The sequence below is a fragment of the Celeribacter indicus genome (assembly GCF_000819565.1).
In the GTDB taxonomy this organism is placed as follows: Bacteria; Pseudomonadota; Alphaproteobacteria; order Rhodobacterales; family Rhodobacteraceae; genus Celeribacter; species Celeribacter indicus.
This window is the reverse complement of record NZ_CP004394.1, coordinates 23,851-47,015: the sequence shown is the minus strand read 5'-3', so window position 1 is coordinate 47,015 and position 23,165 is coordinate 23,851. Positions and strand designations below refer to the sequence as shown.

Genomic DNA, 23,165 nt, shown 5'->3' with positions numbered 1-23,165 from the left:
GTCCGGTCCATCCGCTGACCCTAAGGGAGGAACACGACATGGAAAAATCCGCGAACGCCCGCATGTACGAGGCTATCCCGCAGCTCGGGCGGCTGCGCGACGAGGTGCTTTACAACGACGTCTGGAAACAGCCCGAACTCGGCCCGCGCGACCGCAGCCTCGTGACCTGTGCCGTGCTCGCCGCCCTGGGCAAGAACGAGGAGCTCGCCCATCACATGCGCCGCGCGGTGGAGAACGGCGTGACCGCCGACGAGCTGCGCGGGCTGGTGGTGCAGGTCGGCTTCTACGCGGGCTGGCCCTGCGCGGTGAACGCCGGCAAGGCGGGGCTCGCGCTCTTCGAGGGCGAGGCATGAGCGGCGGCGCGGCCGGCCGGCGGAGGCCCCTGCCGGACCCGCTGCGCGCGGCGCTCGAAGGTCCCGGCGATATCCTGGTCGCCACCGACGCCGCGGCGTTCACCACGCCGCCGCCGGTTGCCGCGGGCGGGCTGGTGGTCGACATGACCGGGGCGGATCGCGACACGCTGGCGGAACGTGCGCGCGCCCTTGCCGCCCGCGACGCGACCCTGGTCGAGGCGGTGTTCGCCGCGCATTTCACCGATGTGCCGGACTGCCCGCCCTCGCTCCTGATCGCCGGGCCCGAGGCGGCCTGTGACCGGCTGGGCGCGCGTGTGGAGGCGCCGGATCTTTCGGTCTTCGCCTGCGGCACGGTGCCGGGCGACGCGGCGGCGATGCACGGGTTGACCGAGACGCTGGCGCTGTCGACGCGGATCGCCTCGCTCGAGGTGGTGGCGATGGGGCGCCGGTTCGGGCTCGACCTGCACAGCATGGCGGAGGTGATCAGCAAGGGCTCCGGGCGCAACCGCATCTCCCGGATCGTCCTGCCGCGCCTCGCCGCAGGCCGGGGCAGCAGCGACCTGCCGCTCGCCGACGCGCTCGGGACGCTCGACGCGGCGGTCGCGGCGGGCAACCGCACCGGCGCGCCGCTGATGGCCGCGCGGCTCGCGCAGGGTCTCGCCCGCGCCACGCTCAACCGCCTGGGGCCGGCCGCGACGGTCGACGACCTCGCCGCGCAGGTCGCCCATATGGCGGGCGCGGATTTCGCGCCGGACGCCGGATCGCCGCCGCCCGACATGGCGGACCCGGCGCAAGCGGAGACCCTGACCGTGGGCTATGTCGGCCTCGGCAGGATGGGCGGCGCGCTGGCGCGGCGGCTGCTGCTGTCGCGCCCGGTGATGGTCTACGACACCGACCCGGCGCAGGTCGCCGCGCTCGTCGCGGCCGGGGCCACCGCCGCCGACACGCCCGCGGCGCTCGCCCGCGCCTGCGACGTGGTGATGACCTGCGTGCCGACGTCCGAGATCGTGCGCGAGGTCGTCTTCGGCCCGGACGGGCTGGCCACGGGGCTTTCTCCCGGAAAGATCCTGCTCGACCAGACCACCGGCGATCCCTCGATCACGCAGGAGATCGCGGCGGAACTCGCCACGCGCGGGGTGACGATGCTCGACGCGCCGGTGTCGGGCGGCACGCGCGGCGCGGTGGCGGGCACGATCGCGATCATCTGCGGCGGCGATCCCGCTGCCTTCGGCCGGGTCCGTCCCATGCTTGCCGAGATCAGCCCGAACATCGTCCATTGCGGCGCGGTCGGGACCGGGCACGCGGCAAAGCTCGTGCAGAACGCGGTGGCGAGCTGCAACCGCGCGATCACGCTCGAATGCGTCGCGGCCGCCTGCCTGTCGGGGCTGACGCTCGACCGGATGATCGGGCCGGTCAACGCGGGCGCGGGCTGGAACGGCGGGGCGGAACGCATCCTGCCGGCGCTGCGCAGCGACAGCCCGACCACCGAATTCGCGATGAGCCTGATGGTCAAGGACCTGCGCCTCGCCTGCGACATCGGCAGCAAGGTCGGCGCGCCCATGACCATCGCCAATGTCGTGCGCGGCCTGTTCCAGACCAGCCTCCACGAACACGGACCCGGTGCCAATCTCGACCGGATCGCGGACACGATCGGCGCGATGGCGGGCGTCACCTATTCGGAACATGCCGGCTGAGACCCCGCCGGCACCGGACCACCAGGAAGGAGAGGTCAGCATGGACAGGAAAGACAGCGTCGGATTCATCGGTCTGGGCATGATGGGCATCCACATGGCCACCAATATCCTCAGAAAGGGATTTCCGCTGATCGTGCGCGACATCGCCCCCGCGCGCTGCGAGGCGCTCGCCGCGGAGGGCGCGCAGGTCGCGGACAGCCCGGCGGCGGTGGCGGAAAAGGCCCGCATCACCGTCCTGATGGTCGACACGACCGCGCAGGTGGAAGAGGTGATCTTCGGGGCCGAGGGGATCGCGCGGCAGGCACAGCCGGGCGACCGCATCATCTGCATGAGCACGATCGACCCCGAGGCGGTGCGCGGTTTCGCCCGCGAGCTTCGGCCGCTCGGCGTCGGGCTGATCGACGCGCCGGTGAGCGGCATGGAGAAGGGCGCGCGCGAGGGCACGCTGAAGGCCTTCGTCGGCGGTGCGGCGGAGGATCTGGAGGCCTGCCGCCCGGTGCTCGACGCGATGACGGCCCAGGTGATCCACCTCGGGGACGCGGGGCAGGGGCTCGCGATGAAGCTCGTGAACAACATGCTCGTCCAGGTCGGCTGGGTCGCGGTTGCCGAGGCGCTCGTGCTCGGGCAGAAGGCGGGGCTCGACCCGGAACAGATGGTCTCCCTCATCGGGGAGGCGACGGGCAACAGCGTCGCGTTTCAATACATGGGGCCGCGCTGGCTCGAACGGGATTTCGATGGCATCCGGCTCGACGTGACCTTCAAGGACATGGGCCACCAGATCGAGCTCGGCAAGTCGCTCGGCGTGCCGATGATGATGGCGACGCTCGCGCAGCAGATGTACCAGCTCGCCCGCTGCAAGGGCTATGGCAGCGAGGACGGGGTCGCGGTGGTCAAGGTCTACGAGGAAATGGCCCGGCTGATCGACCCGCCGGGGCAGGAGACGTGACGCGGCCCGCGCGGGAACGCGCCCGCGCGGCCCCACTCAGCATTCCGGCAGGTTGACCGCGATGCCGCCGGTGGAGGTTTCCTTGTATTTCAGGTTCATGTCGCGCCCGGTCTCGAGCATCACCTGGATGCAGTTGTCGAGCGGCATGAAATGCCGCCCGTCGCCGCGCAGCGACAGCGAGGCGGCCGACACCGCCTTGATCGCGCCGAGCGCATTGCGTTCGATGCAGGGCACCTGCACGAGGCCCGCCGCCGGGTCGCAGGTCATGCCCAGGTGGTGTTCGAGCGCGATCTCGGCGGCATTCTCCACCTGTTCGTTCGTGCCGCCCAGCACCGCGCAGAGACCGGCGGCGGCCATCGCGGCGGCGGAGCCGACCTCGCCCTGACAGCCGACCTCGGCGCCGGAGATCGAGGCATTGTGCTTGATCAGCCCCCCGATCGCCGCCGCGACCAGAAGGAAATCGCGCAGCTTCGCCTCCGTCGCGCCGGTGCAGTGATGCCGGTAATAGCGCATCACCGCCGGCACCACGCCCGCCGCGCCGTTGGTGGGGGAGGTGACGACCCGCCCGCCGGCGGCGTTCTCCTCGTTCACCGCCATCGCATAGACGCTCATCCAGTCGTTGACGACATGGGGCGCGGTGACGTTCAGCCCCTGTTCGGCCATCAGCGACTCGTGGATGCCCTTCGCCCGCCGCCGCACGTTGAGGCCGCCGGGCAGGATGCCCTCCTGCGACAGCCCCCGGTCGATGCAGTCGTTCATCGCCGCGAGGATGCGGTCGAGCTTCGGCTCGAGATCGGCGCCATGGACCTTGCGTTCGTTGGCGCGCTTCATCTCCGCGATGCTCCGGCCCGCCGCACGGCCCATCTCCAGCATCTCCCGCGCGCTGCCGAAGGGGTAGGGGAAGTGCCGCGCCTGTTGCTCATCATGCAGCGAGGCCCCGGTCGCGGCCGCCTCGAGTTCGCGGTCGGTCATGATGAACCCCCCGCCGACCGAGTAATAGGTCTGGGCGTAGTAGATGTTCCCGTCCCTGTCATGGCCGCGCAGGATCATCCCGTTGGCATGGCCCTCGAGCGCCGGACCGTAGTCGAAGACGAGATCCCGCGCCGGATCGAAATCCAGCTCCGGCAGCCCCTCGGGCCGGATCTTCCGGTCCTCGCGCACCGCCTGTTCCAGCCCTTCCGCCGCGTCGGGATCGAGCGTGTCGGGCAGCAGCCCGCAAAGCCCGAGGATCACGGCGCGGTCCGTCGCGTGGCCCTTGCCGGTGAAGGCAAGCGACCCGTAGAGCGTGGCCGACAGCCGCGAAAGCGGACCGCAGCCGGGATATTTGCCCTTGCCCGCGCGCAGGTCGTCGATGAACCGCGCAGCCGCGACCATCGGGCCCATCGTATGCGAGGACGAGGGCCCGATGCCGATCTTGAAGACGTCGAACACCGACAGGAACATTCAGGCTCCGTAGATCGGGAATGCGTCGCAGAGGGCGCGCACTTCGGCGCGCACCGCGGCTTCGACTTCGGGATCGCCCCCGGCGTTCTCCGCCAGCGCGTCGAGCACCCGCAGGATGAGCGACCCCACCTGTTCGAATTCGGCCTCCCGGAACCCGCGCGTCGTGCCGGCGGAGGTGCCAAGGCGGATGCCGGAGGTGACGAAGGGTTTTTCCGGGTCGTTCGGGATCGCATTCTTGTTGCAGGTCAGGCCCGCGCGTTCAAGGGCGATTTCCGCCGCCTTGCCGGTCACGCCCTTCGGACGCAGGTCGACGAGCACCATATGGCTGTCCGTACCGCCGGAGACGATGCCGAGGCCGCCGACCTTCAGCACATCGGCCAGCGCCTGCGCGTTGTCGATCACCTGGCCGGCATAATCGGCGAAGGCAGGCTGAAGCGCCTCGCCGAAGGCCACGGCCTTCGCGGCGATGACATGCATCAGCGGCCCGCCCTGGTTGCCGGGGAAGACGGCGGAGTTGAGCTTCTTCGCGATCGCCTCGTCATTGGTGAGGATCACGCCGCCGCGCGGGCCGCGCAGGGTCTTGTGCGTGGTGGAGGTGGTGACATGGGCATGCGGCACCGGATTGGGATATCTGCCCCCGGCGATCAGGCCGGCGTAATGCGCCATGTCCACCATCAGCCAGGCGCCGACCTCGTCCGCGATCCTGCGGAACCCTTCGAAGTCGATCCGGCGCGGATAGGCGGAGGCCCCCGCGACGATCAGCTTCGGCCGGGTCTCGAGCGCCTTCTCCCGCACCTTCTCCATGTCGATCAGATGCGTCTCCGCATCGACCTCGTAGGAGACGACGTCGAACCACTTGCCCGACATGGTCACGGGCGAACCATGAGTAAGGTGGCCGCCATGGGCGAGCGACAGGCCCATGATCCGGTCGCCCGGTTCGAGCAGCGCAAGGAACACGGCCTGGTTGGCCTGTGCGCCGGAATGCGGCTGGACATTGGCATATTCCGCGCCGAACAGGCGTTTCAGCCGGTCGATGGCCACGGTCTCGACCTTGTCCACGAATTCGCAGCCGCCGTAATAGCGCTTGCCCGGATAGCCCTCGGCATATTTGTTGGTCAGAACGGAGCCCTGCGCGGCCATCACGTCGGGGGACACGATGTTCTCGGAGGCGATCAGCTCGATCTGGGTCTGCTGACGCTCCAGCTCCTCGGCGATGGCCGAGGCGATCTCGGCGTCCGCGATCTCGTGTTTTTGCAGGCGGTCAAACATGCGGATGATCCTTTGTCATACGGCTTCGGCGGCAAGTTCCTTGCAGCCGGTCTCGAGGGTTGAGGCAAGGAAGGGGACGAAGCTGTTCCAGACATCCATGCGGAAGCGGTCCGCCGCATCGCGCCAGAGCACGACGGTCGCCCCGTCGAACAGCGTGCGGCGCGCCTCGCCCACGGGGATTGCCGCGATGTCGCGCGGGCAGCCGATCGTGAGCAGGTCCGCGGCGCGCGGCCCCTCGATCGCGAAGGTCACCTCGCGCCCGGTGATCTCCGTCACCGCATGGGGCCGGGCGGGGTAGAGCGCGGCAAGGGCGTCCTCGACCTGCCCGATCCGGTCGAGCGGCACGAGCAGGGTCCATTCGTCGGGGCCGAGACAGACCGCCTCGATCCCGGTCGCGCCGACCCGCGCCCCGATCCGTGTCGGAAGCGCGATGCCGAGCGCGGCGTCGAACGCCGCGAGATCGCCGCGCGCCCGCAGCGAGATCCGGCCGGTCAGCGGCGACACCGCCACGCGCGCGGCCGAAGTCTCCGCCACGATGGACGCATCCGCCGCGACCGAGGGGGCGAGGGAAGAGATATGCTTGGACATGTCTGACCTCCGATCAGATTTTCAGGCGGCTGTTTTCGGGATCGACAAAGACCGTCCCGGTGATCTTCGCGGCGATGGTGCGGTCGGGCATGGGGATATGGACCGTCTCCCCCTCCCTCGCGTGACCGCCTTCGACCAGCGCCAGCGCGATCGGCCGTCCCGTCGTGCCGGTGTCGTAGGAGGAGGTCACATGGCCCACCATCTTCATCGGGATCGGCTGTGTCGGATCGAAGACGATCTGCGCCCCTTCCTCGAGCTTGCTGCCGTCCTCGGTCAGCAGGCCCACGAGCTGCCTGCGGTTCGCATCCTGCAAGTCCGGCCGCGCGAGCCCGCGCATCCCGACGAAATCGGGCTTCTTCTTCCCGACGGCCCAGCCCATGCCCGCGTCATAGGGCGTGACCGTGCCGTCCGTGTCCTGGCCGACGATGATATATCCCTTCTCGGCGCGCAGCACGTGCATGGTCTCCGTCCCGTAGGCGGTGATGCCGTAGGGCTGGCCCGCCTCCCACAGCTTTTCCCAGAGCTGGCGGCCATAGGGCGCGGCGACGTTGACCTCGAACCCGATCTCGCCGGTGAAGCTCACGCGGAACAGCCGCGCCGGAAAGCCCGCGACGGTGCATTCCACGCAGGACATGTGCGGGAAGGCCTCCTCGGTCAGCTCCACACCCTCGACCAGTGGCGCGAGCAGCTTCGCCGCATTCGGCCCGTTGAGCGCGACGGTGGACCATTGCTCCGTCGTGGAGGTGAGCCAGACATTCAGCTCCGGCCATTCGGTCTGGAGGTAATCCTCCATCATGTTCAGCACCCGCGCGGCACCGCCGGTGGTGGTGGTGACGTGGAAGCGGTCCTCGCCCATGCGCCCGATCACCCCGTCGTCGCGGATATAGCCGTCGTCGCCCAGCAGCAGGCCATAGCGGCATCGGCCCGGCGCGAGCTTGGTCCAGGGGTTCGTATACATGCGGTTCATGAACTCGACCGCATCGGGGCCGACCACCTCGATCTTGCCCAGCGTGGAGGCGTCGAAGATGCCGACAGAGGCCCGCGTCGCCGCGCATTCGCGCGCCACGGCCCGGTCCATGGTCTCGCCCGGTTTGGGGAAATACCACGCCCGGCGCCATTGCCCGACCGGCTCGAACACCGCACCGTGCTCTTCGGCCCAGCCGTCGATCTGCGTCTTGCGCACCACCTCGAAATGCGCGCCGCGGTGATAACCCGCGAAGGCGCCGAAACTGGTCGGCGTATAGGGCGGGCGGAAGGTCGTGAGCCCCACCTGCGGCTGTTTCCTGCCAAGCGCGTCGGCGGCGATGTTCAGCCCGTTGATGTTCGACATCTTGCCCTGGTCGGTCGCCATGCCGTTCGTCGTGTAGCGCTTCACATGCTCGATCGAACGCATGCCCTCGCGCACGGCGAGGCGCAGGTCCTTCGCGGTCACGTCGTTCTGGAAATCGACGAACGCCTTCGCCTTGCCCGGATTGCGGTCGGTCGGCAGTTCGCGCATCGTCACGCCCGTGCCCGTCCGGTCGTCGGCGACGCGGTGGCGCGTGCCTGCGGCGGACTGGCCGAGGGCGGCGAGAGCTTCGGCCGCCCGCTCCGCCCCGTCGCGCAGCGCCGCCTCGACCCCCCAGAGACCCCGGCCCGCGCCCGCGATGACGCAGTCCTCGGGCGTCTCGTCCGGCAGGAAGGTGGTGCGGTCCTCGTCCCAGACGAGGCTGCCCTTCGTATGGGAAAACAGATGCAGCGAGGGCGTCCATCCGCCCGACATCAGCAGCGCGTCGCAGCGGATCCAGCGGCCCGCACCCACATGGGTGCCGTTCACCGGGTTCACCCGCACGCTCTTCACCCGCAGCCGCCCGGCCGTCGCCGTCACCGTGTGCGACAGCTTCACCGGAATGCCCCGCGCCCGCGCCTCCGCCTGAAGGTCCTCGCGCGGCGTCGCGCGGGTGTCGAGGATGGCCTGGACATGCGCGCCCGCATCCTGGAGGTCGAAGGCCGCATACCACGCGCTGTCATGGGAGGTGACGACCACCGGCGCATCCCCGACCTTCACGCCGAAGCGGTTCAGATAGGTCTGCGCCGCGCCCGCGAGCATCACGCCCGGACGGTCGTTGCCATGGAACACCAGCGGCTTCTCCAGCGCGCCCTGCGCCAGAACGACCTGTTTCGCGCGCACCCGCCACATCCGCTCCCGCGGCGTGTCTTCGGGCAGCTCGGGCAGGTGGTCGGTCAGCTTTTCGACCAGGCCGATCATGTTCTCGTGGTAATAGCCGATCGCGGTGGTCCGGGTCATCAGCTTCACGCCCGCCGCCTTCAGCGCGGCGAGTTCGCCGTCGAGCCAGTCCCACGCCGGCGTGCCGTCGATCCGCACCTGCGGCTCGGACAGAAGCGTGCCGCCCATCTCCGCGTTCTCGTCCACCAGCACCACCGACAGGCCCGTGCCCGCCGCCGCCCGCGCCGCGGCAAGCCCGGCGGGTCCGGCGCCGACGATCAGCAGGTCGCAATGCAGGTAACGCGAGGCATAGCTGTCCGGGTCCTCCTCCGTCGGCGCGACGCCGAGCCCGGCGGCGGCACGGATGAACGGCTCGTAGACCCTGTGCCAGAAGCTCTTCGGCCACATGAAGGTCTTGTAGTAGAACCCCGCGGAAAACAGCATGTAGGCCGCATCGTTCACCGCGCCGATGTCCCATTTCAGGCTCGGATACTTGTTCTGCGACCCGGTTTCGAGCCCGGACCAGATCTCCTGCACCGTGGCGCGGGTGTTCGGCTCGAACCGGCCCGGCCCGCGGCGGGTGCCGATCAGCGCGTTCGGCTCCTCAGACCCCGCCGCGACGGCACCGCGCGGGCGGTGGTACTTGAACGACCGCCCCATGAGATGCACCCCGTGGGACAGGAGCGCGGAGGCGACCGTGTCGCCCTTCACCCCCGTGTAGGGCTTGCCGTCGAAGGTGAAGACGATGGGCCGGGAGGCGTCGATCCGCCCCTTGCCGCGCACGCGATAGCTGCTCATTTCTGCTCCTCCAGGAGTGCCGAGAGGTCGGGACGCGGATCGCCCGCCTTGTAGGTGGTGTGGAAGCGATCGCTCACCGTGTCGCGCACCGCGTTGAAGAACCGCCCGCAGCCGTGGACATGGCGCCAGCGTTCGTAATGCGGCCCCCTCACGTTGGTGCGGATGAACAGGTAGCTTTCCCATTCCTCATCGGTCTGCGACGCCGGCGCCTCGGGACGCGCCACATGCGCCTCGCCGGCATAGGCGAATTCGGCTTCCGGCAGGGTTTCCCCGCAATAGGGGCAATGGATCAAAAGCATCGGCGTCTCTCCTCAATGCGCCACGGCGGCCGCGGCGGCCTCGTCGATGAGGCGGCCGGTGCGGAACCGCTCCAGGGTGAAGGGGGCGTTGATCGGATGGGGTTCGTCCTTCGCGACGGTCCAGGCAAAGGTATGCGCGGCGCCCGGCGTCGCCTTGAACCCGCCCGTGCCCCAGCCGCAGTTGACATAGAGCCCCTGCACCGGCGTCTTCGAGATGATCGCGGAGCGGTCCGGCGTCACATCCACGATGCCGCCCCATTTGCGCAGCATCCGCATGCGGTTGAAGACCGGAAAGACCTCGGTGATCGCGGCGATCGTGTGCTCGATCAGCGGCAGGCCGCCGCGCTGGCTGTAGCTCGTATACTGGTCGGTGCCCGAGCCGATCACCAGCTCGCCCTTGTCGGACTGGCTGATATAGGCATGGACCGCGTTCGACATCACGACGCAGGGGAAGCAGGGCTTCACCGGCTCGGAGACGAGCGCCTGGAGCGGATAGCTCTCGAGCGGCAGGCGCACGCCCGCGGTCTGCATCACGACGGAGGTATGCCCGGCGGCGGAGACGGCGACCTTCTTCGCGCGGATGAAGCCCTTCGCGGTCTCGACGCCCGCCACGGAGCCGTCCGGGTTGCGCCGGATCGCCGTCACCGGGCAGTTCTGGATGATGTCCACGCCCCGCGCCGCCGCGCCGCGGGCATAGCCCCAGGCGACCGCATCATGCCGCGCCGTGCCCGCCCGTTCCTGAAGCGCACCGCCCATCACCGGATAGCGCGCCTCCTTCGAGATGTTGAGCGGCGGACAATACTCCTTGCATTCCTCGGTGGTCAGCCAGCGGTTGTCGACGCCGTTGAGCCGGTTGGCATGGATGTGCCGCTTGAAGCTCTGCACGTCATGCACGTTATGCGCCAGCATCAGGCAACCGCGGCGCGAATACATCACGTTGTAGTTCAGTTCCTGGCTCAGCCCCTCCCACAGGTCGACGGCATGGTCGAACAGCCGCGCGCTTTCGTCGTAGAGGTAGTTCGAGCGGATGATCGTCGTGTTCCGCCCGGTGTTCCCGCCGCCGAGCCAGCCTTTGTCGATCACCGCGACATTGGTGATGCCGTGCTCCTTGGCGAGGTAATAGGCCGTGCCGAGGCCATGACCGCCCGCGCCGACGATGACGACGTCATATTCGGCCTTGGGCTCGCTGTCCGGCCATTGCTCGGTCCAGTTCCTGTGCCCGGTCACGGCATTTTTCAAAAGGGTGAATGCGTTGAAGCGAGTCATCGTGCAGCTTTCTCTCAGGAGAGGGTTCGGGGGAATGATCGCGCCTTCGCCGTCCGAATAATCGGACTTTTGCGCCACAGGCGCCGAAGGTATGCGTCACCGTCATGTTTTTGTCGTTTTGGCCCGGTATTCTGGCGATCCGATCCCGTTTCCGGGGGCATGAACCGCCCCGGAAACGGGCAGATCCGGGGCAAACTCCTGTCGCAAATCTCATATCCTGTGCTGCGGTTCATGGGACAGTCCGGCGGCCGGGGCGGGGAAAGACGGAAAAGCCACCGCCGGACGATGCGCGCCCGGCGGTGGTCGGGGAACCGGGGACTGTCCCCCGAAGTCAGCGCGGCTCGCTCGCCAGCCCGCGCCAGATCGCCACGCACATCACCAGAAGCACGACGGTGAACAGCAGCCCGGTGGAGATCACCATGGACTGAAGCGACGACAGCCCGCCGGCCGAAAGCAGCAGCACGATCGCGACCACGCCTTCGAACACGCACCAGAAGACGCGCTGGGGCATCGGCGCATCGACCTTGCCACCGGCGGCGATGGTGTCGATCACCAGCGAGCCGGAATCCGACGAGGTGACGAAGAAGACGACCACGAGCACGATTCCGATGAGCGAGGTGATCCCCGCCAGCGGCAGCGCGTCGAGCATCGCGAAGAGCTGGAGCGGCAGCTCGGCCTCCTGCACGGCGGTGTAGCCCTCGCGCACGACCTGGCTGATCGCCTCGCCGCCGAAGATCGACATCCAGATCACGCAGACGAGCGAGGGGATGAGCAGCACGGAGATGATGAATTCGCGCACCGTCCGCCCGCGGGAGACACGCGCGATGAACATGCCCACGAAGGGCGACCAGGAAATCCACCAGGCCCAGTAGAACGACGTCCAGCCCTGCATGAAGTTGACGTCCTCGCGACCCACCGGATTCGACAGCGCCGGGAGATATTGCAGATAGGCGCCGAGGAATTCGAGCGTGTCGCTCGCGAGCAGCAGCGTCGGTCCCGCGATCAGCACGAAGACCAGCAGCAGGACCGCCACACCCATGTTGATCTCCGAAAGCAGCTTCACCCCCGCCTCGAGGCCGCGGATGACGGAAAACAGCGCGATGGCGGTGATCGCGACGATCAGCACCACCTGCCAGCCGGGGCCGATCGGCATTCCAAAGAGCTTGTTGAAGCCCGAATTCGCCTGCGCGGCCCCGAGGCCGAGCGAGGTGGCGAGCCCGAAGAGCGTCGCGAAGACCGCAAGAATGTCGATGATATGCCCCGGCCAGCCCCAGACGCGCTCCCCGAAGATCGGGTAGAAGACGGAGCGGATCGTGAGCGGAAGGCCCTTGTTGTAGGAGAAAAGCGCAAGGCTCAGCGCCACGATGGCATAGATCGCCCAGGGGTGCAGCGCCCAGTGGAAGATCGAGGCGGCCATGCCGAGCCGGACCGCCTCCTCCTGCGTCGCCGCGGCGCCGAGCGGGGCCCAGTCCGTGCGCAGGCCATCCGCGCCCACGGCCACTCCGCCCAGCGAGGAGGAAAAATGGCTGAGCGGTTCGGAGACGCCGTAGAACATGAGCCCGATGCCCATGCCCGCGGCAAAGAGCATGGAAAACCAGCTCGCATAGCTGAAATCCGGCACCGCGTCGCGGCCGCCGAGCCGGATCTTGCCATAGGGGCTGACCACGACGACGAGGCAGAGGATGACGAAGATATCGGCCGCACCGAGGAAGAACCAGTCGAACCCCTTGGTGGCAAAGGAGAACAGCGCCGTGAACACCTCGTTCGCCTGCGCCGGGAAGGCCAGCGTGTAGATCACGAAGGCGATGACGGAGAGGGCGGAGATCGCGAAGACCGGGTTGTGGACGTCGAAGGCGACGGGACCGATGCTGCCCTCGATATTGTCCTGGCCGAGATTGTAGTCCGTTTCGATCAGTCCCTCCGGGACGGGATCGGGCGGGGTCTCCGCCGGTCCGGACAGGTTGCGTGTGTCAGTCATAGATGAACCTCCATGTTGATGGGCGGGACGAATCCCTTCTCGAGGGCTGGTTGGACCGCCCTTCTTTTGCCTTTCGGGGGGCCTCGCGCGGCGGGCCGGGGTTGCCGGGCACCGTCGCGGGAGGATGGGATCAGGGCGTCAGAGTTCGACCTCGACGTCCGTCAGGGGGGTCGAGCAGCAGATCAGGATCTTGCCCTGCTCGATCTCGCGTTTGCGAATGCCGCCGCCGTGCTTCATGTCGACATTGCCCGAGAGCAGCTTCGACTTGCAGGTGCCGCAGATCCCGCGCTGGCAGGAGGACAGGGGCAGGAGCCCCGCCTCGCGCGCCGCCGACAGGATGGTCATGCCGGGATGGCATTCGACGACATGGCCGGTCTTCGGAAAGCTGATGCGATAGGTCTGGCCGCTGATCTCCGGGGCGACCGTCGGCTCCGGGATCGGGGTCGCGGTGAGCACGCCGAAATCGAAGCTTTCCTCGTAATAGCGCGACATGTCGAACCCGGCCTCCGCGAGCATGGTCCGCACGCAGTCCATGAAGGGCCCCGGACCGCAGCAGAAGACCTTGCGGTTCATGAAATCCGGCGACATCAGCCCGAGCATCGTCAGGTTGAGCCGCCCGACAAAGCCGCCCCAGCTGTCGGAGGCCGAAGAGGTCTCGCAGGTGAAGGCGAGCCGCAGGCCCGCGTTCTGGCTCGCCAGAAGCTCGAGCTCGCGGCGGAAGATGATGTCCTGCGGCGTGCGCGCGGCATGGACGAAATGCAGGTCCTTCGGCTCGGCGAGGTCGCAGGCCGTGCGCGTCATCGACATCAGCGGCGTGATGCCGCTGCCCGCGGAGATGAACAGCAGCTTCTCGTCCTTGGTCGCATCCGTGGTGAAGTCGCCGGAGGGGCCGGAGACATTCACCTCCTTGCCCGGCACCATGTAGTCGTGCAGCCAGTTCGACCCCGGCCGCCCCGGCACGCGCTTTACCGTGATCGAGATCCGGTAGGGGCGCGCGGCGGAGGCGGAGATCGTGTAGCTCCGCGTCAGCATCCCCTCGACCGGAAGCTCGAAGGTCATGTATTGGCCCGGCGAGAACTGGAAGGTGCGCGGCTCGCGCGCCGAGAAGACGAAGGTCTTCACGTCATGCGTTTCCTGCCGGACCTGGCGGCACACGAGCACGTCGTCATGTTCGGGATCCCAAAGCGGCACGCGCGTCGCCTCGGTGAAAGTCTCCTCTCGCTGCACCTTGCCCCCTTGTGCGCTGTCGGGTGTCGCGGTCCGGGTCATTCCGCCGCCATCTGTGCGTTGGGTTTGGCGAAATGATCCCCGAGGCGCGCGATGTACCAGGCGCAGAACGCCTCCACATGCGGTTCGGTGAACTGCGAATAGGGGCCGGGACGATAGGCCGGCTGCCGGGTGCCGAGCTGCGCGAGGCGGACGAGATCGGCATCCTGCTGGTTGGTATAGGTCCAGACCTGCGTGAGGTTGTCGAGGTTGTAATCCTGCCCCTCGATCGCGTCCTTGTGCACGAGCCAGGTGGTCCGCACCAGCGTGCGGTCCGCCGAGAGCGGCAGCACGGAGAAGGTCACGACATGATCGCTCATGAAATGGTGCCAGGAATTCGGATGGGTCCAGAAACTCAGCCCGCCGAGCTTTGCGTCGGTGAAATCGCCGAGCAGCTTCTTCGACGCCACCTTGGTGTCGAGCGTGTGCGATTCCCCCTCCCACATCAGCGGCAGGCGCATGGTGCGGAACCCCGTCACGTTCGACAGGTGCTCCTCCTCCGCCGAGGGCAGGCCGCAGGATTCCCAGCGGGCATGGTTCGCCTTCACGTCCTCGGCATATTTCGCCACATCCGCCGACCGGCGCTCGTCCACCTCGTCGGGCGAGAAGCCGAAGCCGAATTCGGACAGCGGCACGGTGAGCTGCGGGTGATTGCCCTCGCAATGGTAGCACTCGCGGTTGTTCTCGAGCGTCAGCTTCCAGTTGCCCTCCTCGATCAGGTCGGACTGGAAGGCCACCTTGCAGTTGCGGATGTCATGCGGCAGCAGGTAGGGCTCCATCGTCTTCGCCAGATCCTCGATATCGCCCGGCGCCTCCTTTGCGAGGCAGATGAAGACGAGACCGGCGACGGAGCGCACATGGACGGGACGCAGCCCGTGACAGGACTTGTCGAAATCCTTGCCCATGTGCTCGGCGAGGATCAGCTCGCCATCCTCGTTGTAGGTCCAGCCGTGGTACCGGCAGACGATGTTGCCGATCGTCGTGGATTTCTCGTCCACGAGCTTCGCGCCGCGGTGGCGGCAGACGTTGTGGAAGCCGCGGATCTCCTCGTCATCCCCGCGCAGCAGCAGGATCGAGGCGCCGCCGACCTCGACGGTGACGCAATCGCCCGGCTCCGGAAGTTCCGGTTCGACGGCAACGAAGATCCAGTTCCTGCCAAAGATCGCCTCGATGTCGAGCGCGAAGATGTCCGGTGAATTGTAGAACGGCGCCTCGAGGCTCCTGTAGCTCTCGCGGCGCTCCACGAGCTCCTGAATGTCGACGGTATCACGCATGATTCACATACCTACGCTGATGCTGGGTGGCAAAGAGCCGTGTGTCGGACGCGGGCCGCCCCGCCGGGGGCGCCCTGTCGGACGGGGAAGGACGGGGACGCGGGCCCGGCGCGGATCGGGGAGGGGGGCTTTGCAAACCGAAAGATTGCGACACCGGCCGCCCGCGGCGGCACCGGCGCGTCTCCGGGCCGCAGGCCGGATGCGGCACCCGGCTATGCGATCGGGCCCGCGCGGGGCACGGGCTTTGGCGAGGACCGTCATTCGCACCTCGATCTCCCTGTTGATCTCGGCAGGTAACCTGCTCTTCATCCGCCCCGGCCGAACCGGGACGATCCCCGAATTCTGGCGGCTCGCACCGTTTCTGGCAGAAGCCTTAAGTCAAACTGCCAGTAGAAATGCGACAGTGCCGGACAAGGGCGGAAAATCGACCATGCCGCGGGTTTGCACACCGCCCGGAAATTGCGCAGGCCGCACCGTTCCGGCCGAAACCCGCCTGCGGCCACAGGGCGGGCCCCGCCGAATCGCGTCCGGCCCTCCGGCGCCGCGACGGCAAGGATAATACCGATAAGAGATGTTATGTATTATTTTCCGATCCGCCCGGCGCCGCCCGGCTCAGGCGGTAGCCGCGCCGCCGCTTGCGGCCGGACAGAAGGCCCAACGCCGCCTCCGCCGCATCGCGCGACCCCGGCCGGTCCACCCGGCGCCGCCCGCCGGCCGCGCCGATCCGGCCCCATTCGCGCACCAGGCACCACTCCCCGAACAGGTCCCGCCCGACGGTCATCTCGTAGAACCGCCGCTGGCGTTTCGCGGGGTCGATCTTCTCGAGGCGAACGAACATGGCAGGACCCTCCGTCCCCCCGAGTCTGGCAGAACCGCGCGCGAAAGGGAATCGGCTCAGTGCACCGCCGCGTACATGATCCTTTCCTCCGTGGCCTCCGCCGCGTTCATCTCCTCGACGATCTGGCCCTGCCGCGCCACGAGGATGCGGTCGGAAAGCGACAGGATCTCCGGCAGGTAGGAGGAGATCAGCACCACCGCGATGCCCTCGTCCGCGAGCCGGTTGACGAGCCCGTGGATCTCCACGATCGACCCCACGTCCACCCCGCGCGTCGGCTCGTCGAAGATCACGAGCCGCGGCTTCTGCACCAGCGCCTTGGCGATCACCACCTTCTGCTGGTTGCCCCCCGACAGTTCGATCACCTTCGAGGACGGGTCGATCGCGCGAATGTCGAGCGCCTTCGTCCAGTGCTGCGCAAGCTCCTGCGCCTGTGCCATCGACACGAGGGACAGGGGATTGGAGCCTTGCGCGAGCCGGCCGGCGAGGATGTTGTCGCGGATCGACATGGTCTCGAAGAACCCGTCGAGCTTGCGGTCCTCGGTGACATAGACGATGCCGTCGCGCATCGCCCCGCGCGGCACGCGGTAGCGGACGGGACGGCCGTCGAGCCGGACCTCGCCGCCGTGGAAGAAATTGCGCTTGAAGGCGCCGGCGACGATCTTCATCGTCTCGGTGCGGCCCGATCCGACCAGCCCGAACATTCCCGTCACCTGCCCGCCATAGACGGAGAAGGAGCTGTTGCGCACGATCTTTCCCATCGACAGGTTGTCGACGCTCAGCAGCTTCCGCCCCGCCTTGCGGATCGGAAGCTCGACCCCCTTGCGCGCGCCGTAGAGCTCGCCGGACAGGCCGCGCCCGACCATCGCCTGAATGACCCTGTCGCGGTCGAATTCGGCGGCGGCCCCCTCCGCGACCTTGCGGCCGTCGCGCAGGACGGTGATCCGGTCGGAATGGGCCAGCGCCTCCTCGAGCGCATGGGTGATGAAGAGGATCGACACGCCCCGCGCCTTCAGCCGCCGGAGCAGGCCGAAGAAATGGTGCTTCTCCTCCGGCGTGAGCGTCGCGGTCGGTTCGTCGAAGATGATCACCTTCGCCGTGTGGTGGGTGGCGCGCGCGACCTCGACCATCTGCCGCTGCGCCGCGCCGAGCGTGCTCACCAGCGCGGTGGGATCGACGTCGAAATTCATCGACAGCAGATAGGTCTGCGCCCGGATGTTGAGGCCGCGCAGGCGGTTGAGGAATTTCTCCTCGCCCAGGTAGATGTTCTGCGCCACGGTCATCGAACCGACCAGGTTCGTCTCCTGGAACACCATCGCGATGCCCTGTTTCAGCGCGGCGGAGGGCGAGGTCATCGTCACCGGCGCGCCCTCCATGAGGATCTCGCCCGCGCTGAGCTGATGCACGCCCGCAAGCGCCTTCATCAGCGTCGACTTGCCCGCGCCGTTCTCCCCGAGGATCGCATGGACCTCGCCGCGGCCGAGTTTCAGGTCGATGTCGCGGATCGCGTAGACGCCGCGGAAATCCTTCGTCGCGCCCCTGAGTTCGAGAACGGTCTCCATCACATCCCCCCTTGCGCCAGGGCCGCGCGGTCGAGCCGCAGCGCAAGGCCCGGCCCCTTCGCGGCGACGATCAGCCCCGTGTCGTGCTCGCAGACCGAGGTGACGCCGTGATGCGTCCCGTCCGTGCGGCTGTGCCAACTCGCGACCGGCTGCGCCTCCGCGTCGAGCCGCACGACGAGGCCGTAGGACCAGCCCGGCGCCCAGGGCTTGAGGATGCCCATCTGTTTCACCGCCCCGCCCTGGAGCGGTTTGCGGAAACTGTCGCCGGAGCTGAGCGCGGGCGCGATCCAGTAGGCCGGGTCCACCCGCGCCGTCATGTCCTCGCGAAAGCGCCGCTCGCGCAGGAGGAACTCGACGAGCTGGTTTCGCGGCGCGAAGACCGCGAGCCAGTAGCCGCCCTCCCGCGCCGGGAGGAGCCGCGCGGGATAGCCCGGCAGGTTCGGAAGCACGGCGTCCCCCTCCCCTCCCCCGGTGGCGTCGATCCGCAGGAGCCGGTGCCGCCAGGCTTCGCTGACGAGAAGCCCGCCCCCCGGCATCGGGGCCAGCCCACAGGGATAGGCCAGCCCCCCGGCGAGCCGCGTCGCGGCCCCGGTCCCCGGATCGACGCTCCAGACGCTTCCCGTGCGCCCCAGTGCCATGAGGTCGCGTTTCCAGTCGGACGCGGCGAACCGGTCCGAACCGCAGGCCAGGAGAAGCGTGCCGGCCTGTGTCGGGCAAAGTGCGGTGGGACAGATCAGCGGCCGATCCCCGAGCCTGTCGATCCTGCGCCCGTCCTGCGGTCCGCCGTGAAAGACGAGGCCGATGCCGTCGAGGCCGACGGCGAAACCGCCCTGCCCGTCCGCCGCCAGGCAGCTCACCTCCGCCTCGAACCGGGCGATCTCCACCGGCGCGCCGCCCGGCGTCGCACGGTAGAGCACGGGTCCGGCGGTAAAGGCGATCTCCCCGCCCCCGAGCGCCACGAGATTGTCGAGCCCCGGCAGGTCGAACAGGATCTCCGCCCTGTCGAGCGCGTGGTTGGGCTGGAGCGGTCCGTCCATCACCGGCACGGCGGTGCTGTGCGCGCCGCGGCCGAGAACGGCGTCGATCCTGTCGCGTATCGCTGCGATCATGGTCTCTCTCCCCAATAGTCGACCGGGCTCGACCAGGTCGGGTCCGCACCGGGGATCTTCCAGCGGCCGACGCGGTTGTTGCTGACCCCGCCGATATAGAGATGGCCCTCGTGTTCCTTGCAGGAGGTCACCATCGGATGATTGACCCCGCCCCTGTCCCACAGCGATTCGAGCACCTCGCCGTCGGGCGTGATCTTGATGACGCAGCCGGTGTTGATGTTGGGATAGAGCCAGTTCGCCGGGGCGATCCGGCGGGTCATGCGGCGGCGAAAGCCCGGCCGCGTCATCGCCATGTCGAGCACCGGCCCGCGCATCCCCACGAGACAGACCCAGTAATTGCCGTCCGAGGCGCGGTTGATGTTGTCGGGATAGCCCGGAAGCCCGTCGAGCACGATCTCCACCTGCCCCTTCCGCGGCCCGTCGAACCAGTAGCGGCAGACGCGGCAGGCCCAGGTCTCGTTGAACAGCAGCGACTGGCCGTCCGGCAGACAGACGATCCCGTTGGGAAAGATCCGGTTGCGCAGCACCGTCCTCGTCGAGCCGTCGCGCGGGTCGTAACAGATGATCCGCCCGTTGCCCCGGCTCTCGATCATGTCGACCGGCCAGTCGTGGACCGTGTAGCGGATCGACGCCTCGGAGAAGAAGATCCGCCCGTCCGGCGCGATGTCGAGATCGTCGGCCAGCCGGATGCGGCTGTCGTCGATGACGGAATTCCAGCTCCGCGTGATCTCGTCGGTGAGCTTCACCACCTCGCGCGCCGGCGTGACCATGTAGAGGCCCATGCCGCCGACACAGACCACGAGGTTGTCGTCCCTGTCGAAATTCATCCCGAAGGTGCCGCCGCCGATATGGGCGAAGATTTCATGCGTCCTGAAGTCCGGCGCGAGCCAGCGGTGGATTTCGCCGTGGCGCGACCCGGAATAGACGTTGCCGGCGCGGTCCACGGCCACGTCCTCCGGCCCCTCGACCTCGCCGAGGCCGATGGTCTCCACCGTGCGCAGCCTGTCGTTGACGGCAAAGACGCCCGCCGTCCCGTCCTCCGCGTCGAGCGTGTCGGCGAGGCGGATATAGGCGGGGGAGACATAGGAACTGTCGATCAGCTTCTGCCGGTTCTTGACCCAGCGCACGTCGAGCCAGACCGCCGCAAGAAGGACGACGCCGAGGATCAGCGAGGAAACCGTGCCGATCACCCCGAGCTGCAACAGCCCGTTGGTGAGGATGAGCACGATCACCGAGCCGATCAGCGCCTTGGCGACCGAACCGCGCCCGCCGCCGAGCGTCGTGCCGCCGAGGATCACGGCCGTGAGCACGGAGATTTCCATGCCGAGCCCGGTGTCGAGCCCGACGCTCGTCATCCGCGCGCCGAACAGGATGGCGGCCACCGCGACCATCATGCTGCACGACACATAGGTCAGCAGCAGCACGCGCCGCACCGGGATCCCCGCGTTATAGGCCGAGCGCCGCGCACCCCCCACCGCCGCGATGTGCCAGCCCGGCCGCGAGCGCGACAGCACGATGTGCCAGACGACGGCGAGCGCGGCGGAGATGTAGAACGTATAGGGCAGGCCGAGCAGCGCTTCGAAGCCGAGCGCGTCCCAGACCGGCGAGTCGGGCATGCCGAGCACGATCTGCGTGGCAAAGCCCGGCAGCACCATCTCGTAGACCGACCGGAACATGACCAGCGTCACCAGCGTGGTCAGGAAGGCCCGGAGCCGCAGCACGCCGATGAGAAAGCCGTTGATCGCCCCGCAGGCGGCCCCGACGCCGAGCGTCAGCGCGGCCGCCGCGGACAGCGGAAGCCCGTAGACGTTGAGCGCCGTCAGCACGGTCAGCGCGCAGAGCGCAAAGACCGAGCCGATCGACAGGTCGATGCCGCCCGAGATCATCACCAGCGACAGCGCGATCGCCACGAGCCCGAATTCGGCGAGCTGGCCCGCGATATCGTAAAGGCCGAAGGCGGTGAACATGCGCGGGTTGACGCTGCCGAACACGACGAGGGCGACGACCAGCGCGGCGAAGGGGATCGCGTTGTCGGACCACCGCTTCGACAGGATCTCCCCGATCACATGATCGGGAAAGAACCTGTAGCGGAGCCGGACCAGCGGATTTGTGGCGGACATCTTCTATTTCCTCTTCCCGCGCCTCACTCGCCCGCGCCGACGGTGAAACAGGAGGACGGGGTCAGCGTCTCCGGCGTGACGACGAAGTTGGGCGAATAGTAGACCAGCTTCTTCTCGCCCGCCGGGGCGTCGTCCTGGAGGAAGGCGGAGACCAGCGTGTTCAGCGCCTGCCCCTGCATCCGCGCGTCATATTCGATGAACATGTCGAAACTGCCGTCCTCGACCCGCTCGCAGGAGGTGGAGGCACCGCCCCCCGAGGTCACGACAAAGACCTGATCGGCGACACCCGCCTCCTTGACGGCGGCGCCGATGCCCGAATCCTGCCCGTCCCAGACGCCGAACACGGCGCAGAGATCCTCATGCTGCTGAAGCACCGAGGCGGTGATCGCCCGCGCCTTGCTCGGATCGTAGCCCGCCGCCTGTTCGGAGACGATCTCCACATCCGACCCGGCCTCCGCGAGCGCATCGCGGAACCCCTTGAGCTGGAACAGGTCCACGGGCGCCGTCGGCACGCCGGACACCACCGCCACCTTGTTGGAGGGCCCGTTGCCCCCGGAACAGCGCTCGGCCACGGCCTCCCCCGCGCGCCGCCCGATCCCGACCCAGTCCGCGCCCACATAGGCGTCCGATTGCGTCAGCGATTCCATATTGAGCTGGACCACCTTGATCCCCGCCTTCGTCGCCCGCTGGATCAGGCGCGCATAGGCCTGGATGTCGGGGTTTTGCAGCACGATGAGATCGGGCTGTTCGCCGATCGCCTGGGTCAACGCCCGCGCCCCCGCCTCCGCGCTCCAGTTCGGATCGCGCACGTCGAGCGTATAGCCGAGCTCGTCGGCCTGCCGCTTCAGAAAGGCGTGCCATGTCAGCACGAGATCGGTCGTCATGCTCATGGGAATATAGACGACGCGCTTGCCCTCGACCGCCGCGAGATAGGCGTCGCGGGTCTGGCTGGTCATTTCCTGCTGCGCGAGCGCGGGTCCGGTGGCGAGGCCGAGCGCGAGCGCCCCGGCGAGACTGGCAGTGAATTTCATCTGTTCCTCCCTGGAATCCTGATGGTCCGCGTCCCTGTCCCTCGGGCCGGGACGCGGCGGTCGCGTCAGATGTCCCCCTGCTGGGACGTCTGTTCGTCGCGCGGATTGGCGAAGGTCTCCGCCACCAGCGCCATCAGCATCACGACACTCTTGATCAGGTTCTGTGCCGTATGCGTGAGATTGAGGATGGTCATGCCGCTCAGCAGCGTGCCGACAAAGAAGGTGCCGACGAGCACGTTGCGCACCCCGCCCCGCCCGCCGCTGAGGCCGATCCCGCCGAGCACCACGACCAGCAGCACGTCATAGACCAGCGTCGTGTAGGCGAGCCGCGAGTTGATCCCGGAATTCGACGCGACGATGACCAGCCCGACGAGATAGGCGACGAGCGCGGTCATCACATATTGCGCGACGATGATCGGGCGCACCGGAAAGCCGGTGAGCCGCGCGGCGGAGGGATTGTCCCCGAGCGCATGGATCGAGCGCCCGAAGCGCGTGTAGCGCAACATCAGATGGACGAGCAGCGCGACGGCGGCAAAGACCCAGATCGTGTTCGGAATGCCGAAACTCATGCCAAAGCCCAGTTCGCGCAGCCACGCGATGCCGGCGGGGGCGTTATGGGTGTCCTGCTTGAACAGGAACGGGTTGCCGATGCCGAAGATCACCGGCGCCATGGCGAGCGTCGCGAAGATCGCGGGAATTTCCGCGAAGGCGACGATCAGCCCGACGACAAGGCCGAAGAGGCTCACGAGCCCCGCCCCGAACCCCAGCGCGACGCCGAAGGGCACCCCCTCGTTGGCGAGCTTCACCGCCCAGACCATGCCGACGACCAGCGTCGCGACCATGGTCAGGTCGACGCCCCGGCCGATCACCACGATGCACATGCCGAGCGACAGGATGCCGAGCACGGAGACGCTGCGCATCAGCGCGATGACGTTGCCGGAGGTGAGGAATTTCGGCAGCAGCAGGGAAAACCCCGCGAACATCGCGAGCGTCAGCAGGAAGACGATGCCTTCCTGGCTGAAGCGCAGCCCCCCGCTCCTCCGGTCCGGTTTCGATGTCCTCGCGTCCATGCCATGCCCTCCTCCTGCACGTTGGAACGGCCCCCGGCCCCGCGCCGGGGCGCGGCCG

General features: G+C 68.1%; 18 protein-coding genes. 3 read left to right on the top strand and 15 right to left on the bottom strand.

Features of this window, described 5'->3' with window-relative positions; all coding sequences use genetic code 11:
* Window positions 1–38: 38 nt before the first annotated feature.
* From P73_RS22310 to P73_RS22300, 3 genes are read left to right on the top strand one after another with little or no spacing between them, the layout of a single operon-like run.
* Window positions 39–353, top strand: coding sequence for a carboxymuconolactone decarboxylase family protein (locus tag P73_RS22310; protein WP_043872132.1), 315 nt, complete (start codon window positions 39–41; stop codon window positions 351–353).
* The gene (locus P73_RS24655; protein WP_052453629.1) at window positions 350–2,047 is read left to right on the top strand and encodes an NAD(P)-binding domain-containing protein; all 1,698 of its coding nucleotides are present in this window, start codon (window positions 350–352) and stop codon (window positions 2,045–2,047) included. Before P73_RS22310 ends, P73_RS24655 begins: the two co-directional genes overlap by 4 nt.
* Before the next feature lie 40 nt (window positions 2,048–2,087).
* Window positions 2,088–2,993 (top strand): NAD(P)-dependent oxidoreductase, encoded by a 906-nt coding sequence (locus tag P73_RS22300; protein ID WP_043872131.1) that lies wholly within the window; start codon window positions 2,088–2,090, stop codon window positions 2,991–2,993.
* Between the two features lie 36 nt (window positions 2,994–3,029).
* Here the strand turns inward: P73_RS22300 and P73_RS22295 are convergent, their stop codons facing one another.
* From P73_RS22295 to P73_RS22225, 15 genes are all read right to left on the bottom strand, one after another.
* Window positions 3,030–4,436, bottom strand: coding sequence for an L-serine ammonia-lyase (locus P73_RS22295; protein WP_043872130.1), 1,407 nt, complete (start codon window positions 4,434–4,436; stop codon window positions 3,030–3,032).
* Window positions 4,437–5,705: a serine hydroxymethyltransferase gene (gene glyA, locus P73_RS22290; RefSeq protein ID WP_043872129.1), complete on the bottom strand. Its 1,269-nt coding sequence runs from the start codon at window positions 5,703–5,705 to the stop codon at window positions 4,437–4,439. It abuts the gene before it with no gap.
* Between the two features lie 15 nt (window positions 5,706–5,720).
* The gene (locus P73_RS22285) at window positions 5,721–6,293 is read right to left on the bottom strand and encodes a sarcosine oxidase subunit gamma (RefSeq protein ID WP_043872128.1); all 573 of its coding nucleotides are present in this window, start codon (window positions 6,291–6,293) and stop codon (window positions 5,721–5,723) included.
* A gap of 13 nt (window positions 6,294–6,306) precedes the next feature.
* A complete protein-coding gene (locus tag P73_RS22280) occupies window positions 6,307–9,297 on the bottom strand; it encodes a sarcosine oxidase subunit alpha (protein ID WP_043872127.1) in 2,991 nt (996 codons plus the stop codon).
* The gene (locus P73_RS22275) at window positions 9,294–9,596 is read right to left on the bottom strand and encodes a sarcosine oxidase subunit delta (RefSeq protein WP_043872126.1); all 303 of its coding nucleotides are present in this window, start codon (window positions 9,594–9,596) and stop codon (window positions 9,294–9,296) included. Before P73_RS22275 ends, P73_RS22280 begins: the two co-directional genes overlap by 4 nt.
* A gap of 12 nt (window positions 9,597–9,608) precedes the next feature.
* Window positions 9,609–10,862 (bottom strand): sarcosine oxidase subunit beta family protein, encoded by a 1,254-nt coding sequence (locus P73_RS22270; RefSeq protein WP_043872204.1) that lies wholly within the window; start codon window positions 10,860–10,862, stop codon window positions 9,609–9,611.
* 331 nt (window positions 10,863–11,193) lie between these two features.
* Window positions 11,194–12,840 carry a BCCT family transporter gene (locus tag P73_RS22265; protein ID WP_043872125.1) on the bottom strand — a complete coding sequence of 549 codons (1,647 nt, stop codon included), beginning with the start codon at window positions 12,838–12,840 and terminating at the stop codon, window positions 11,194–11,196.
* A 138-nt stretch (window positions 12,841–12,978) separates the two neighbouring features.
* Window positions 12,979–14,109: an FAD-binding oxidoreductase gene (locus P73_RS22260; protein ID WP_043872124.1), complete on the bottom strand. Its 1,131-nt coding sequence runs from the start codon at window positions 14,107–14,109 to the stop codon at window positions 12,979–12,981.
* Complete coding sequence (locus P73_RS22255; RefSeq protein WP_043872123.1) at window positions 14,106–15,380, bottom strand: aromatic ring-hydroxylating oxygenase subunit alpha; 1,275 nt, start codon at window positions 15,378–15,380, stop codon at window positions 14,106–14,108. The genes P73_RS22260 and P73_RS22255 overlap by 4 nt, the downstream gene beginning before the upstream one ends.
* A gap of 574 nt (window positions 15,381–15,954) precedes the next feature.
* A complete protein-coding gene (locus P73_RS22250) occupies window positions 15,955–16,218 on the bottom strand; it encodes a WGR domain-containing protein (RefSeq protein WP_052453628.1) in 264 nt (87 codons plus the stop codon).
* Window positions 16,219–16,274: 56 nt separating this feature from the next.
* Window positions 16,275–17,777, bottom strand: coding sequence for a sugar ABC transporter ATP-binding protein (locus tag P73_RS22245; protein WP_043872122.1), 1,503 nt, complete (start codon window positions 17,775–17,777; stop codon window positions 16,275–16,277).
* Window positions 17,777–18,886, bottom strand: a complete 1,110-nt coding sequence (locus P73_RS25805; protein ID WP_043872121.1) for an SMP-30/gluconolactonase/LRE family protein — start codon at window positions 18,884–18,886, stop codon at window positions 17,777–17,779. The genes P73_RS22245 and P73_RS25805 overlap by 1 nt, the downstream gene beginning before the upstream one ends.
* The gene (locus P73_RS22235) at window positions 18,883–21,006 is read right to left on the bottom strand and encodes an ABC transporter permease (protein WP_043872120.1); all 2,124 of its coding nucleotides are present in this window, start codon (window positions 21,004–21,006) and stop codon (window positions 18,883–18,885) included. The genes P73_RS25805 and P73_RS22235 overlap by 4 nt, the downstream gene beginning before the upstream one ends.
* Window positions 21,007–21,029: 23 nt before the next feature.
* Window positions 21,030–22,037, bottom strand: a complete 1,008-nt coding sequence (locus P73_RS22230) for a sugar ABC transporter substrate-binding protein (RefSeq protein WP_043872119.1) — start codon at window positions 22,035–22,037, stop codon at window positions 21,030–21,032.
* Window positions 22,038–22,102: 65 nt separating this feature from the next.
* Window positions 22,103–23,107 carry an ABC transporter permease gene (locus P73_RS22225; RefSeq protein WP_052453627.1) on the bottom strand — a complete coding sequence of 335 codons (1,005 nt, stop codon included), beginning with the start codon at window positions 23,105–23,107 and terminating at the stop codon, window positions 22,103–22,105.
* Between the last annotated feature and the right edge of the window lie 58 nt (window positions 23,108–23,165).

What these genes read in the sequence shown, in the direction of transcription:
- P73_RS22310 (WP_043872132.1), top strand. Translation starts at nt 39, where the DNA reads ATGGAAAAATCCGCGAACGCCCGCATGTACGAGGCTATCCCGCAGCTC.
- P73_RS24655 (WP_052453629.1), top strand. Translation starts at nt 350, where the DNA reads ATGAGCGGCGGCGCGGCCGGCCGGCGGAGGCCCCTGCCGGACCCGCTG.
- P73_RS22300 (WP_043872131.1), top strand. Translation starts at nt 2,088, where the DNA reads ATGGACAGGAAAGACAGCGTCGGATTCATCGGTCTGGGCATGATGGGC.
- P73_RS22295 (WP_043872130.1), bottom strand. Translation starts at nt 4,436, where the DNA reads ATGTTCCTGTCGGTGTTCGACGTCTTCAAGATCGGCATCGGGCCCTCG.
- glyA (WP_043872129.1), bottom strand. Translation starts at nt 5,705, where the DNA reads ATGTTTGACCGCCTGCAAAAACACGAGATCGCGGACGCCGAGATCGCC.
- P73_RS22285 (WP_043872128.1), bottom strand. Translation starts at nt 6,293, where the DNA reads ATGTCCAAGCATATCTCTTCCCTCGCCCCCTCGGTCGCGGCGGATGCG.
- P73_RS22280 (WP_043872127.1), bottom strand. Translation starts at nt 9,297, where the DNA reads ATGAGCAGCTATCGCGTGCGCGGCAAGGGGCGGATCGACGCCTCCCGG.
- P73_RS22275 (WP_043872126.1), bottom strand. Translation starts at nt 9,596, where the DNA reads ATGCTTTTGATCCATTGCCCCTATTGCGGGGAAACCCTGCCGGAAGCC.
- P73_RS22270 (WP_043872204.1), bottom strand. Translation starts at nt 10,862, where the DNA reads ATGACTCGCTTCAACGCATTCACCCTTTTGAAAAATGCCGTGACCGGG.
- P73_RS22265 (WP_043872125.1), bottom strand. Translation starts at nt 12,840, where the DNA reads ATGACTGACACACGCAACCTGTCCGGACCGGCGGAGACCCCGCCCGAT.
- P73_RS22260 (WP_043872124.1), bottom strand. Translation starts at nt 14,109, where the DNA reads ATGACCCGGACCGCGACACCCGACAGCGCACAAGGGGGCAAGGTGCAG.
- P73_RS22255 (WP_043872123.1), bottom strand. Translation starts at nt 15,380, where the DNA reads ATGCGTGATACCGTCGACATTCAGGAGCTCGTGGAGCGCCGCGAGAGC.
- P73_RS22250 (WP_052453628.1), bottom strand. Translation starts at nt 16,218, where the DNA reads ATGTTCGTTCGCCTCGAGAAGATCGACCCCGCGAAACGCCAGCGGCGG.
- P73_RS22245 (WP_043872122.1), bottom strand. Translation starts at nt 17,777, where the DNA reads ATGGAGACCGTTCTCGAACTCAGGGGCGCGACGAAGGATTTCCGCGGC.
- P73_RS25805 (WP_043872121.1), bottom strand. Translation starts at nt 18,886, where the DNA reads ATGATCGCAGCGATACGCGACAGGATCGACGCCGTTCTCGGCCGCGGC.
- P73_RS22235 (WP_043872120.1), bottom strand. Translation starts at nt 21,006, where the DNA reads ATGTCCGCCACAAATCCGCTGGTCCGGCTCCGCTACAGGTTCTTTCCC.
- P73_RS22230 (WP_043872119.1), bottom strand. Translation starts at nt 22,037, where the DNA reads ATGAAATTCACTGCCAGTCTCGCCGGGGCGCTCGCGCTCGGCCTCGCC.
- P73_RS22225 (WP_052453627.1), bottom strand. Translation starts at nt 23,107, where the DNA reads ATGGACGCGAGGACATCGAAACCGGACCGGAGGAGCGGGGGGCTGCGC.